This window comes from Caulobacter mirabilis, from assembly GCF_002749615.1.
In the GTDB taxonomy this organism is placed as follows: Bacteria; Pseudomonadota; Alphaproteobacteria; order Caulobacterales; family Caulobacteraceae; genus Caulobacter; species Caulobacter mirabilis.
The window spans coordinates 2021919-2035421 of sequence record NZ_CP024201.1; the positions used below are offsets into that span (position 1 = coordinate 2021919).

Annotated in this window: 12 protein-coding genes; 4 read left to right on the forward strand and 8 right to left on the reverse strand. The window is 70.5% G+C overall.

Going from position 1 to position 13503, the window contains the following annotated elements; all coding sequences use genetic code 11:
- Window positions 1-65 precede the first annotated feature (65 nt).
- From CSW64_RS09935 to CSW64_RS09945, 3 genes are read left to right on the forward strand one after another with little or no spacing between them, the layout of a single operon-like run.
- Window positions 66-923 (forward strand): TauD/TfdA dioxygenase family protein, encoded by an 858-nt coding sequence (locus CSW64_RS09935; protein WP_099621960.1) that lies wholly within the window; start codon window positions 66-68, stop codon window positions 921-923.
- A 50-nt stretch (window positions 924-973) separates the two neighbouring features.
- Entirely contained in the window at window positions 974-1267 is a 294-nt protein-coding gene (locus CSW64_RS09940) for a type II toxin-antitoxin system Phd/YefM family antitoxin (RefSeq protein WP_099621961.1), read from the forward strand.
- A complete protein-coding gene (locus CSW64_RS09945) occupies window positions 1264-1734 on the forward strand; it encodes a type II toxin-antitoxin system VapC family toxin (RefSeq protein ID WP_099621962.1) in 471 nt (156 codons plus the stop codon). The genes CSW64_RS09940 and CSW64_RS09945 overlap by 4 nt, the downstream gene beginning before the upstream one ends.
- 3 nt (window positions 1735-1737) lie before the next feature.
- Here the strand turns inward: CSW64_RS09945 and CSW64_RS09950 are convergent, their stop codons facing one another.
- The 8 genes from CSW64_RS09950 to CSW64_RS09985 all read right to left on the reverse strand — a co-directional run bounded on the left by CSW64_RS09950 (window position 1738) and on the right by CSW64_RS09985 (window position 10884).
- Complete coding sequence (locus CSW64_RS09950) at window positions 1738-2979, reverse strand: ABC transporter permease (RefSeq protein ID WP_099621963.1); 1242 nt, start codon at window positions 2977-2979, stop codon at window positions 1738-1740.
- Window positions 2976-3662, reverse strand: coding sequence for an ABC transporter ATP-binding protein (locus tag CSW64_RS09955; RefSeq protein WP_099621964.1), 687 nt, complete (start codon window positions 3660-3662; stop codon window positions 2976-2978). Before CSW64_RS09955 ends, CSW64_RS09950 begins: the two co-directional genes overlap by 4 nt.
- A 7-nt stretch (window positions 3663-3669) precedes the next feature.
- A complete protein-coding gene (locus CSW64_RS09960) occupies window positions 3670-5241 on the reverse strand; it encodes an efflux RND transporter periplasmic adaptor subunit (protein ID WP_099621965.1) in 1572 nt (523 codons plus the stop codon).
- Window positions 5242-5330: 89 nt separating this feature from the next.
- A complete protein-coding gene (locus CSW64_RS09965) occupies window positions 5331-6044 on the reverse strand; it encodes an EF-hand domain-containing protein (protein ID WP_099621966.1) in 714 nt (237 codons plus the stop codon).
- A 55-nt stretch (window positions 6045-6099) separates the two neighbouring features.
- Entirely contained in the window at window positions 6100-7557 is a 1458-nt protein-coding gene (locus tag CSW64_RS09970) for an ATP-binding protein (protein ID WP_099621967.1), read from the reverse strand.
- Complete coding sequence (locus CSW64_RS09975; protein ID WP_099621968.1) at window positions 7554-8309, reverse strand: response regulator; 756 nt, start codon at window positions 8307-8309, stop codon at window positions 7554-7556. The genes CSW64_RS09970 and CSW64_RS09975 overlap by 4 nt, the downstream gene beginning before the upstream one ends.
- 74 nt (window positions 8310-8383) lie before the next feature.
- Window positions 8384-9121: an MBL fold metallo-hydrolase gene (locus tag CSW64_RS09980; RefSeq protein ID WP_099624193.1), complete on the reverse strand. Its 738-nt coding sequence runs from the start codon at window positions 9119-9121 to the stop codon at window positions 8384-8386.
- Window positions 9122-9231: 110 nt separating this feature from the next.
- The gene (locus tag CSW64_RS09985) at window positions 9232-10884 is read right to left on the reverse strand and encodes an amino acid permease (RefSeq protein WP_099621969.1); all 1653 of its coding nucleotides are present in this window, start codon (window positions 10882-10884) and stop codon (window positions 9232-9234) included.
- A 128-nt stretch (window positions 10885-11012) separates the two neighbouring features.
- On the opposite strand from CSW64_RS09985, the gene hrpB reads away from it, so the two are divergent.
- Window positions 11013-13451 (forward strand): ATP-dependent helicase HrpB, encoded by a 2439-nt coding sequence (gene hrpB / locus CSW64_RS09990; RefSeq protein ID WP_099621970.1) that lies wholly within the window; start codon window positions 11013-11015, stop codon window positions 13449-13451.
- The last annotated feature ends 52 nt before the right edge of the window (window positions 13452-13503 follow it).

Sequence of the window (13503 nt, forward strand, 5' to 3'; positions counted from 1 at the left end):
ACATTATATCGACGTGACGGCCAATGCGCCCGAAGAGGCGCGACCTGTGCTTCTGGAGGAACGCCATGAACCAGCTCGTCCGCAGCCTCGAGATCGAGAGCCTGACCCTTCTGCCGATGACCCCGACGATCGGGGCCGAAGTCGAGGGGCTGGACCTGTCCCGTCCTCTGGACGCCTCGACGGTCGCCGCCCTGCGCCAGGCGCTGCTCGACTGGAAGGTGCTGTTCTTCCGCGACCAGGACATCACGACCGAGCAGCACCTGGCCTTTGCAGGGAACTTCGGCGCGCTGGAGGTGCATCCGTTCGCGCCGCACAAGCCGGGCTATCCGGAGGTGCTGGCCATCACCCACGACGACAAGTCCAAGGGGCGCGAGAACACCTGGCACAGCGACGTGACCTGGCGGGTCGAGCCGTCGCTGGGCTCGATCCTGCGGGCGCTGGAGATCCCGCCGGTGGGCGGCGACACCCTGTTCGCCGACATGTACGCCGCCTACGACGGCCTGAAGGACGAGGTGAAGGAACGGATCGAGGGCCGCCAGGCCGTCCACGACTTCGCCCATTTCCGGATCGCGATGCGCAAGCGCGGCGCCACGGAGGCGGAGATCGAGGCCTTCAACGAACAGTACCCGATGGTCGAGCACCCGGTGGTCCGGACCCATCCCGAGACCGGCCGGAAATGCCTCTACGTGAACGCCGCCTTCACCCAGCACATCGTCGACATGGACGAGCACGACAGCCGGTCGCTGCTGCGTCATCTCTACGCCCAGGCGGCGATCCCGGAATACCAGTGCCGCTTCCGCTGGGAGAAGAACTCCATCGCCTTCTGGGACAACCGCGCCAGCCAGCACTACGCCGCCAGCGACTACTTCCCCGCGGTGCGCCGGATGGAGCGGGTGACGGTGATCGGCGATCGGCCTTACTGACGTTCGGGCCTTCATGAGCTATCTTCTGACCAGCTAGTCAGGAGATGGCGATGGCCGGTCGAAAGCCACCCGCGTCCGGGGTCTCGGAAGCCGACGGCAATGTCTGGAAGCTGGAGGACGCCAAGGCGCGCTTCAGTGAAGTGGTGCGCCGCGCACGGGCCGTGGGACCGCAGCGTGTGACGGTGCGGGGCGAGCCGGCGGTGGTGATCATCGACGCCGCCGAGCTGGAACGGTTGGCGCCCTCGGAACGGCGTCAGCCGCTGGTGCCATTCCTTGAAGGTCTCGGCCTCGACGAACTGGATCTGACCCGGGAAAGGGACACCGGCCGGGACATCGACCTGTGATCGGCTGGCTGCTCGACACGAACGTTGTCGCGTCGTTGATGTCCGCCAACGGCGCGCCCAGCGTGAAGGCCTGGGCGAATGTGCAGGACGAGCATCGACTGTTCATCAGCGTAATCACCCTGGCTGAAATCGACAAGGGCATCCACCATCTGTCGGACGATCATCCGGCGCGGCCACGTTACCGCCTGGCCCTGGCGATGCTGGAGGAGCGGTTCGCGGGGCGCGTCCTGTCGCTGAACGACGCCGCGGTGCGCCGCTGGGGGCGGGTTTCGGGAACCGTGCTGCGTCGGAACGGCGTCGCGCCGTCGGTCGTCGATACGCTGCTGGCCGCCACGGCCCTGGAGCACGACCTGCACTTCGTCACGCGCAATGTACGCGACGTGGCCGACGTCGGCGCTTCGGTGTTCAATCCCTGGACCGATGACGCGACAAACTTCCCTGTGGCTGGGGCGCCGCCGCGTCGCTGACCGCTACTCCCGCCGCAGGGCCTCGATCGGGTCCAGCCGGGCCGCGCGCCAGCTCGGATAGGCGCCGAACACCAGGCCAACCAGCATCGAGAAACCGAGCGAGACCGGGATCGACCAGGGGGCGATCGCCACCGGCCAGTCGCCGAGCTTGGCCATCAGGAAGGCTCCGCCAACTCCGAGGAGCAAACCGATCGCCCCGCCGATGACCGACAGGGTGATGGCCTCCAGCGCGAACTGGAACAGCACGTCGTTGCGCCTCGCGCCCACGGCCATGCGCAGGCCGATCTCCCGCGTGCGCTCGGTGACGGCGACGAGCATGATGTTCATGATCCCCACGCCGCCGACCACCAGCGATACGGCGGCGACCGCGGCCAGCAGGCCGGTGAAGGTCTTCACCGAGGCCTGCATGGCCTCCATGATCGAGGCCATGTTCTGGACGCTGAAATCGTCCTCGGCGCCCGGGCGGATGCGGTGCCGCTCGCGCAACAGGTTGGAGACGTCCTCCTGCACCCGGTCCAGGTCGTCGGCGGAGGCCGCCTTGACGTAGATGGTCTGGACGTTGTCGCCCTTCACCCGCCGGCCGACGACGCGCGAGCGCACCGCCTGCAGCGGGCCCAGCACGATGTCGTCCTGGTCCTGGCCGAAGCCGCTCTGGCCCTTGGAGGCGAGCAGGCCGATCACCTCGAACGGCACCGAGCCGACGCGGATGCGCTTGCCGATCGGGTCGGAGTCGGGGCCGAACAGCTCGTTGGCGATGGTCTGGCCGATGACGATGACCTTGCGGCCCTGGCGCGCCTCGTTCTCGTCGAACATGCGGCCTTCGGCGATGGTCAGGTCGCGGGCGAGCAGATAGTCGGGCGTGACGCCCTCGACCCGGGTGCTCCAGTTGGCGCCCTCGGCCGCCAGCTGGGCCGCGCCGCGGACGCCGGGCGCCACGGCGACGGCGCCGTCGACCTGGGCCGCGATCGCGGCCGCGTCGCCGTCGGTCAGGGTCATGCCGGTGCCGGCTCCCTGGCTGACGAACCCGCCGCCGGGACCGCGCGAGGCGCCCGGCTGGATGATCAGCAGATTGGAGCCCAGGCCGCCGATGGCGCTGGTCACACGCTGCTGCGCGCCCAGGCCGATGGAGGTCATCATGACCACCGCGGCGACGCCGATGACCACGCCCAGCGAGGTGAGGGCGCTGCGCATCGGGTGGGCGGCGATGGCGCCGGCGGCGAAGCCGACCAGGTCGATCCGTCTCATGCCGCTTCGCCTCCGCGTTCGTCGCCGACGATCAGGCCGTCGCGGAAGGTCACCCGCCGCTGCGCCTCCGCCGCGACCTCCAGATCGTGCGTGACGATCACCACGGTCAGACCCTCGGCGTTGAGGTCCTTGAACAGCTGCAGCACCTCCTTGGAGGTGTGGGTGTCCAACGCGCCGGTCGGCTCGTCGGCGAGCAGCAGGTCCGGTCCGTTGGCCAGGGCGCGGGCGATGGCCACCCGCTGTTGCTGGCCGCCGGAGAGCTGCGTCGGCCGGTGGCCCATCCGCGAGCCGAGGCCAACCCGCTCCAGCATCTCGGCCGCCCGCGCCTTGCGCGCCGCCGGTTCGAGGCCGCCGTAGATCATCGGCAGCTCGACGTTCTGTAGCGCCGACAGTCGCGGCAGCAGCTGGAACGACTGGAACACGAAGCCGATGCGGCGATTGCGGAAGTCGGCCAGGGAGTCGTCGTCCATGTGGCCGACGTCCTCGCCCTCGAAGCGGTAGAGGCCGGCGGTCGGGCGATCGAGACCGCCTAGGACGTTCATCAGCGACGACTTGCCCGAGCCCGAGGGACCGATGATCGCCGTGTGCTCGCCCCGCTCGATGATCAGGGAGACGCCGGCCAGCGCGGCCACCGTCTCCTCGCCCATCTGGTAGATCTTGGTCAGATCCTGGATCTCGATCATGCCAGGCCTACATCCGGACCCGGACCTGGCCGCCGCCCATCGGGCCGCCGCGGGCCTGGACCTTGGCCTTGGGCCCACCGCCGATGATCACCTGATCGCCCGGCTTCAGGTCGCCGACGATCTGGGTGAAGGAGCCGTCGGTGGCGCCCACGCGCACCGGAACGGCGGCCGGCTTCTTGTCGCGCAGGACATAGACCACGCCGGCGGTCATCCCGCCGCGGCCGCGGCCGCCGCCCATCTGGGCCATGCGGGCGCGCAGGGCGATGAGCTTTTCCTTCTGGGCCGGCTTGAGGATCGGCTCCAGCTTGGTCAGAGCCTCCTCCATCGCCTTGCGCATGGCCTGGCGACGCGCCTGGGGATCATCGGAGGCGGCGGCCTGGGCCTTGGTCCGAGCCTCGGCGAAGATGGCTTCGGCCTTGGCCTTCTGACCGGCGTCGAGATCGAGCTGCTCGAGCATCCGGCCGCCCATCATGCCCTGGCGCTGGCCGCCCTGGCCGCTGCCTTGGCGCTGTCCGCCGCCGGGCGGCGGGCCGCCCACGCCGGGAGGCCCTCCGGGGCCGCGCTGCTGCGACGACGAGGCCTGGTCGGCCGGGGTCCAGCGCAGCGCCGCCGCCGGGACCTTCATCACCCCGCGCAGGTTCTGCAGCACGATGTCGGCGTTGGCGGTCATGCCGGGCAACAGCTTGCCGCCGGGATTGTCGGCCTGGGCGATCACCACATAGGCGACCACGTTCTGGTCGGTCTCCGCCTGTTTGCGCACCTGGGTGACCACGCCGGTGTAGGTGTCGTCCGGGAAGGCGTCGACGGTGAAACGGACGGTCTGGCCCTCGACGACCTGGCCGATGTCGGCCTCGTCGACGGTGATCTTCACCTCAAGTTTCGACAGGTCCTGAGCGATCTGGAACAGCACTGGAGCCTGCAGACTGGCGGCGACGGTGTTGCCGGGCTCGATGGCGCGGTTCACGACCACGCCGTTGATCGGCGAGACGATCTTGGTGCGGCCAAGGTCGACCTCGGTCGCCGCCAGCGAGGCGCGGTTCTGGGCGACGCTGGCCTGGGCCGACTGAATGCCGGCGCGGGCGGTCTTCCAGGCCGCTTCGGCGGTCTCCAAGGCCGCGGGCGCGACGATGCCCTTGTCGAACAGGGCCTTCGTGCGGTTGTAGGCGGCCTGGGCCTCGGCGGCCTGCGCCTGGGCCTGGGCGACGCCGGCCTGGGCCTGGGCCACCTGGGCCTGGCCCTGACGCTGGCGGCTGACGTAGGTCTGCGGGTCCAGGGTGGCCAGCAGTTGGCCGGCCTTCACCTGGTCGTTGAAGTCGACGAACACCTGATCGATCTGGCCGGAAATCTGCGAGCCGACGTCGACCGTCACCAGCGCCTGCAGCGAGCCTGAGGCCGACACCGACTTGGTGATGTCGCCCTGCTGCACCGCCTCGGTGCGGTAGGGGTCCTTCGGCGCCTTGGGTTTCAACAACTGCCAGCCGGCGAAGGCGGCCGCCAGGACGACCAGCGCCGTCAGGCCATAGACGACCGGTCGCGGCAGGCGGTTCCGGCGCGGGGGCTTCGAGGAGTTCAGGCTCATGGCTTCCCGGGGCTAGGCAGGGCGTTCTCTGGACGCGACCTGAACGCGGTAACGGGTCCAGTTTGCAGCCGGATTTCAGGTTGTGACGGTCATTTCTTCGCCGCCGCCCGTTCGAACAGCCACTGCATCGGCGTCGGCGGAAGCTCGGCCTGGGTCAGGCGGCCGTCATGATCCTTGTCGAGCAGGTCGAAGCGCCGGCGGGCCGCGGTCTCGGCCTCGGCGCGGCTGACCTTCTGGTCCAGGTCGGCGTCGGCGCCGCGCACCGGATGCGGCTCGTTCAGCAGGCCGTACTGGGCCGCGCCCTGTCGTCGGCGCTCCCGGTCGCGCTTGCCGTCGCCATCGCGGGACGTCAGCAGGGAGCGGCCCAGCTCGGCGTCGTCGCGGCTGAACGGGTTCCAGCCGCGCGCGCGGGGGGCGTCGGGGGGACGCATCACGCCGTTGATCTCGGGCGCGATGGTCTTCTCGTAGTCGCCGTTCTCGAAACCGTCGACGAAGCCGTCCTTGTCGGCGTCCAGCCGGTCGAAGAAGGCCAGGGCGTCGGCGACGAACTCGGCCTTGGTCAGGACGCCGTCCTTGTCCCTGTCCGCCTGGGCGAACCAGGCCGCGACCGGATAGGGCTTGTCCGCGGGGCCGCGGAAGGGCTCGCCCGCCGGGCTGATGAAGATCAGTTCCTCGGGCCCGCCGTAAGGCTGATCGACCTTGAGCGCCGGCGGCGGCGTGGCGTCCGCCGGGGGCGCGCCATGCTGGGCCGCGGCCGGACCGGCGGCCAACAGGGCGAGGAGGGCGAGACGGCGGGCGGGCATGGCGACTCCGGGAACGCGGGAACGGCGGCAGTAGGTCAGGCCGCCGCCCGATCGTCTAGAGCGGCAGCGAGACGCGGGCGGTCAGGCCGCCGCCGCGCCGGTTCAACAGGACGACGTCGCCGCCGTGGGCGCGGGCGATGGAGCGAACCACCGCCAGGCCTAGGCCGGCGCCGCCCGTCTCGCGGCTGCGGGACGGCTCCCGGCGATAGAAGGGTTCGAACACCCGCTCCATCTCGGCCGGCGGCACGCCGGGGCCGTCGTCCTCGATCTCGATGACCGCGCAGCCGCCCTCGGCGAATACGCGGCCGCGGGCGCGGGCCCCGTACTTCACCGCGTTCTCGACCAGGTTGGCGACCAGCCGGCGCAGGGACAGCGGATCGCCGTCGACGACCAGCTTCTCCGAGGGCAGGGCGGTGGCGTCGGCGCCGGTTTCCGCCGCCTCGTCCAGGACGCTCTCGACCAGCGACGACAACTCCAGCCGCTCGCGCGCGCCGGCGCGGGTGGCGTCGCGGACGAAGCCCAGGGCGGCGGCGATCATGGCGTCCATCTGGTCGATGTCCGCCGCAAGCTTGGCGCGGATGTCGTCCGGCACGGCCTCGATCCGGAAACGCAGGCGGGTCAGCGGCGTGCGCAGGTCATGGGCGATGGCCCCGACCATGGCGGTGCGGTCCTCGACATAGCGGCTGAGCCGCTCCTGCATCTGGTTGAAGGCCTCGGCGGCGGCGGCGATCTCGCGCGAGCCCTCGATCTCCAGCGGCGGGGCGCGGGGATCGCGGCCGAGACGCTCGGCGGCCTTGGCGAAGGCGCTGATCGGGGCGGCCAGGCGGCGCGCGAACAACCAGGCCAACGGCGCCACGGCCAGGGCCGACAGCAGCAGCGTCAGCAGGATGCGGCCCTGCCAGGACTCGAGGCGAAAGCCGGGGTTCGGCTCGGCGACCAGCCAGCGGCCGTCCGGCTGGCGCACGCCGACGCGGAAGGGCGCGAAGATCACCCGGTCGTCGCTCCGCCGCATGGTGACGCGTCCGCGCGGCCCGTCTGGCGCGCCGCGGTCCTTCCGCAGGTGCAGCTCCACCGTCTGGCCGCGGCCGACGCCGTCCGGCGGCGGAGGCGGCGCGCGGAACACCTGCAGGGCCACGATCCGTTCGGCCTGCATGGTCTGGACGAACATGCGACGAGGGCCCTGGGTCTCGATGCGGATGTCTTCCGGCTGGACCTGGAGCTGCTGGGCCAGCATCCGGCGGAAGTCGTCCCGCCAGCGGGCCTTTCGGATCAGCGGACGCTCCTCGGGCGGCTTGGAGCGGACCTTGACCAGCAGCGGACGACCGTCGCCGACGGGCGTCAGTCCCGGGCTCTTGAGCGCGCGCGAGATGTCGGTCAGCCGGTAGATCTCGGGCGGCGGCGGCGGCAGCGAGAAGATCACCGCGGTCGAGACCAGATGCGCCGCGATCAGGGTCGCGACGGCCAGGGCCAGCATCTGGACGAACAGCGGCGCGCCGCGCCTGACCGATTTCATGATTGGCGCGTGACCTTGGGCGAGAACATGTAGCCCTCGTTGCGGATGGTGCGGATCATCTCCGCCCCGCCGCCGTCGTCGAGCTTCTTGCGCAGGCGGCTGATCTGGACGTCGATCGCCCGGTCGTAGGCGTCGGTGTCGGGGCCTCGGGCGAGGTCAAGCAGCTGGTCGCGGGTCAGCACGCGCTGCGGCCGGTCGACAAAGGCCCGCAGCAGCGAGAACTCGCCGCTGGACAGGTTGACGATCACGCCCTGGGGCGAGCGCAGGTCGCGGCGGACCAGGTCGAGCCGCCAGCCCGCGAACTCGCAGGCGGCGCCGTGCTGGTCCTCAGCCGCGCGAGGTTCGTTCCTGCGACGCAGAACGGCCCTGACGCGGGCCAGCAGCTCGCGCGGGTTGCACGGCTTGGGCAGATAGTCGTCGGCGCCGAGCTCCAGGCCGACGATGCGGTCGGTGTCCTCGCCCATGGCCGACAGCATGACGATCCCGGGACCGCCGCTCTGGCCGGCCAGGCGGCGGCAGATCGACAGCCCGTCCTCGCCCGGCATCATGACGTCCAGGACGATCAGGTCGAACGGTCCCTTCAGCTGCATCCGGGCGTCCATCGTCCGCGCGTCGGAGGCCTCCTCGACCCGGTAGCCGTGACGGGTCAGGAACTCGGCGATGACGTCGCGGATCCCCGGATCGTCGTCGACGATGAGAATGCGGGCGCCGGCCTCCTCGGCGGTGGCGCTCTTGTCCATGGTCAGCTCCATGCCTCCGTCATGACAATCGCACGTGGCGTCTGGATTTCAGGGCTGAAACAAGGTCTGCGACCGGTCGTCCCGGCTCAGCTGTACCGCTTGGGCACGCCCTCGGGGGCAAGTCCCGCCTCGTCGGCGCTGGCCCCGCCCACGATGACGTCGGCGACGAAGGGGTTGGTCTTGCGCTCGGCGCCGAAGGTGCTCATCGGACCGTGGCCGGGAACGAAGGCGACATGCTCGCCAAGGGGCCACAGCTTGCGGGTGATCGAGTCGATCAGCTGGTCGTAGTTCCCCTTCGGGAAGTCGGTGCGGCCGATCGAGCCTTTGAACAGCACGTCGCCGACCTGCGCGAAACCGGCCTCGCGGTGGAAGAACACCACATGCCCCGGCGTATGGCCCGGGCAGTGGATGACCTCGAACTCGGTTTCGCCCAGCGTCACGACGTCGCCGTCGCCCAGCCAGCGGTCGGGCGTGAAGCCCTGAGCGTCCGGCATGCCGTAGCGGGCGGCGCTTTCTGGAATCTGATCGATCCAGAACTGGTCGTCGGGATGCGGCCCTTCGACGGGAACGCCGGTGAGTTCTTTCAGCCTGGCCGTGCCGCCGGCGTGGTCGAGGTGGCCGTGGGTGATCCAGATCTTCTCCAGCTCCAGCCCGTGCTGCTTCAGGCCGGCGACCAGGCGGTCGACTTCGCCGCCCGGGTCGATGATCGCGGCCTTCTTGGTCTTGGTGCACCAGACGATCGTGCAGTTCTGCTGCAGCGGGGTCACCGGCGCCAGCATGGCGCGGATCGGCGGTTCGGGGCGGTCGGTCGTCGGGGTGCTCATGGGCTTATGATCGGCGTTCAGGGGCGCGGAATAAAGGCCCTGCGGCAAAGAAGAAGGCCCGGGATCGCTCCCGGGCCTCTCCAGTCCGTCGATGAAGTCAGGCGCGGGGCCTATTTCTCCTTCACGTCGTCCACGCCGAAGACCATGGCTTCGGCCGGGCTCGACATCGAGGTGTCCTCGGTGATGTCGATGCCCTTGGCCAGCTTGGAGTTCCAGAAGCCGTAGAGGGCGTAGACCACCGCGCCGACCGCCGCGTAGCTGCCCAGGATGGTCAGCGGCAGCGGGTTGTCGTTCATCGCGTGCTGCAGCATCGGCGAGAAGTTGTTCCAGGCCAGGAACAGGCAGGCCAGGATGCCGGCGACGGCGGTGTAGATGCCGCCGGGGACCCGGAACGGGCGCTCCATCTCCGGGTGCTTGATGCGCAGGTAGATGACCGACAGGCAGACGATCGAGAAGGCCAGGGCGGTGCCCAGCGACACGAGGTCGCCCAGCAGGCTGATCGGCAGGAACGAGGCGGCGATGGCGATCAGCACGCCCAGCAGGATGGTGCCCATCCAGGGGGTGCGGAACTTCTGGTGGATGTTGGCGAACACCTTCGGCAGCAGGCCGTCGCGGGCCATGGTGTAGAAGATGCGGGTCTGGCCGTAGCAGAGCACCAGCATCACCGAGCTGAGGCCGGTGATCGCGCCGATCTTGATCATGAAGCTGATCAGGTTGAACGGCTTGCCGTCGGCGTTGTTGAACGGAAGGTTGGCCCATTCCAGGCCCATGCGGTCGATGGCGACGGCGATGGGGGCCGGGCTGGCCAGTTGCTTGTAGGGCACCACGCCGGTCATGACGGCCGCGACGGCCATGTAGATCAGGGTGCAGATCACCAGGGCGCCCAGGATGCCGATCGGCACGTCCTTCGAGGGGTTCTTGGCTTCGGCGGCGGCGGTCGAGACGGCCTCGAAGCCGACGTAGGCGAAGAAGATGATCGAGGCGCCGCGGAAGATGCCGCCCCAGCCGAACTCGCCGGGCTGGCCGGTCGGTTCGGGGATGAACGGCGACCAGTTGGCCGGGTTGATGTAGGCGATGCCGACGCCGATGAAGGTCATCAGCACGATCACCTTGATGACCACGATGGCGTTGTTGACGTTGGCGGATTCGCTGACGCCGATGACCAGCAGGATCGACACCAGGGCGATGCCGATGGCGGCGATGACGTTGATGCCGCCGGTCATCTGGAAGCTGACGTTGCCGGCCGCGTCGGGCACGGCCTGGATCAGCGGCGTGCCCCACTGGACCACTTCGTTTCCGCCGACGGTTATCATCGGCAAATGGACCCCGAAGTCGTGCAGGAAGCTGACCACATAGCCGGACCAGCCGACCGCCACGGTCGAGGCGGCGACTCCGTATTCGAGGACGAGCAGCCAGCCCATGACCCAGGCGAAGACCTCGCCCAGCGTGCCGTAGGCGTAGGTGTAGGCCGAGCCGGAAACCGGCATGGTCGAGGCCAGTTCGGCGTAGCAGAGGCCCGCGAGGCCGCAGGCGATGCCGGCGACGACGAACGACAGCAGGATGGCCGGGCCGGCATTGGCGGACGCCACCTGGCCGGTCAGCACGAAGATGCCGGCGCCGATGATGGCGCCGACGCCGAGGCTGACGAGATTGACGGGACCCAGCGACCGCTTCAGCTCACTGCGAGCGGCCTCCTTCTGAATGTTTGCGATCGACTTCTTGAGAAAAAGTCGGTTTCCGCGTGGCGCGGTGTCGGCGGACATTGCGTCTCGCTCCCCCATGATTGGCCGGCGACCCCCGCCAGCAAATTGGCGCGACGTTAGGCGCCCGGGCGTCCTCGCGCAACGGCTTACGGTGACGGAGCGCATTGGACGCACTAGGACTGCGCCCGATGCTGCCGATCGAGCAAATCCTGCCCCGCCTCCAGGCGACGCTCCGCGAGCGTCCCAACGCCGTGCTGGTCGCCCCGCCCGGAGCGGGCAAAACGACCGGCGTTCCCTTGGCGCTGAAGGACGAGCCGTGGACGGACGGCCGCAAGCTGATCGTGCTCGAGCCTCGCCGGCTGGCCGCCCGCGCGGCGGCGGCGCGCATGGCCTCGACCCTGGGCGAAAGCGTCGGCCAGACGGTCGGGTATCGGGTCCGGATGCAATCGAGGGTGTCGGCCGCCACCCGAATCGAGGTGGTGACCGAGGGGGTCTTCACCCGGATGATCCAGGACGACCCGGCGCTGGACGGGGTCGCGGCGGTCCTGTTCGACGAGTTCCACGAGCGCAGCCTCGACGCCGACCTGGGCCTGGCCTTCGCGCGCGACAGCCAGGGCGTGCTGCGCGAGGATCTGCGCCTGCTGGTCATGTCGGCGACGCTCGACGGGGCGGCGGTGGCCAGGCTCCTGGACGAGGCCCCGGTGATCGAGAGCGAGGGCCGCGCCTGGCCGGTCGACACCCGCTACCTCGGCCGCGATCCCGCCAAGCGCCTTGAGGAGCAGGTCGCCCGCGCGGTGGACAAGGCCCTGGCCGAAGAGACCGGCAGCCTTCTGGTCTTCCTGCCGGGACAGGGCGAGATTCTGCGCACGCGCGACCTGATCGCCGAGCGGATGCGCCGTCCGGACGTCGACCTGGCGCCGCTCTATGGCGCGATGGAGGGCCGGGACCAGGACCTGGCCATCAGCCCTTCGCCGGCCGGGCGCCGCAAGGTGGTGCTGGCCACGGCGATCGCCGAGACCAGCCTGACCATCGAAGGCGTGCGGGTGGTCATCGACGCCGGGCTGGCCCGGGTTCCGAGATTCGACCCGGCCAGCGGACTGACGCGGCTGGAGACGGTCCGCGTCTCGCGCGCCGCTGCCGACCAACGCCGCGGGCGCGCCGGACGGACCGAGCCGGGCGTCTGCTACCGCCTGTGGGACGAGGAGGAGACCCGGGCGCTGGTCCCGTTCGGGCGGCCGGAGATCCTGGAAACCGACCTGTCGGGCCTGGCGCTGGACCTCGCCCGCTGGGGCGCGCGCGATCCGTCCGAACTCCAGTTCCTGGACCCGCCGCCGGTGGCCGCCTTCGCCGAGGCGCGGACGCTGCTGGCGCGGCTACGGGCGCTGGACGGGCAGGGCGCGCTGACCGCCCACGGCAAGGCGCTGGCCGATCTGCCGCTGCCGCCGCGGCTGGCGCATATGGTGGTCCGCGGCGCGGCCGGCGGGCAGGGATTGCTGGCCGCCCGGATCGCCGCCCTGCTGACCGAACGCGGCCTGGGCGGTCGCGACGCGCACCTCGGGCATCGGCTGGAGGCGTTCGACCGCGATCGGAGCCAGCGCGCCAAGGACGCCCGGGCCCTGGCGGAGCGCTGGGCCCGCGCCGCCGGTTCGCCGCCGAAACAGCCGCCGCTGGATGAGGCGCTGCTGCTGGCGGAAGCCTTCCCTGAGCGGGTGGCCAAGGCGCGAGGGTCGTCCGGAGAGTTCCAGCTGGCCACCGGCCGCGGCGCCCATGTCGAGCCGACCGACGTGCTGGCCCGCGAAAAATGGGTCGCCGTCGGCGAACTGGGCGGCGGGGGGCAGCGCGACCGCATCCTGCTGGCCGCGCCGCTGGACGAGACCGCCCTGCGCGAGGCTTTCGCCGACCGCCTGACCCGCGAAGAGCGGCTGGAGATCGAGGGCGACGGCAAGGTTCGGGGCCGCCGTCTGCTCAAGCTCGACCGGCTGGTCGTCGAGGATCGCCTGATCGACAGGCCGGACCCGGAGATGATCGCCCGCGCCCTGGCCGACCGGGTCCGGCGCGAAGGCCTGGCGGCGCTGAAGCCGGGCGAGCGCACGGCGTCCCTGCTGGAGCGGCTGGTCTTCCTGCATGCCCGTCGACCGGAGGCCTGGCCGGACCTGTCCGAGCCGGTGCTGGTCGAGCGCCTCGACGAATGGCTGGAGCCGCTGCTGGTCGGCAAGCGGTCGCTGGCCGATCTCGCCGACGATGCGGTGGCGGACGCCATCCGCACCCTGCTGCCCTGGGACCTGGCTCAGCGCCTGAACCAGGAGGCGCCGGCGCGTTGGGAGGCCCCGACCGGCAGTCGCTTTCGTATCGACTACGCCGCGGAGGGCGGACCGCGCGTCGAGGGGCGGGTGATGGAGTTCTACGGGCTATCCGAACACCCGACCGCGGCCGGCGTGCCGCTGACCCTGGCGCTGCTGTCGCCCGCCCATCGCCCGATCCAGGTGACCAGGGACCTGCCGGGTTTCTGGCGCGGGAGCTGGAAGGAGGTCCGCACCGAGATGAAGGGCCGCTACCCGCGCCACGTCTGGCCGGAGGAGCCCTGGGCCGCCCAGGCTACGACCCGGGCCAAGCCACGCGGAACCTGAGGGCGGGAAGGTTACGGGGATTTAAGGCGCGGGAGCGTTCGGCCGCCTTTAG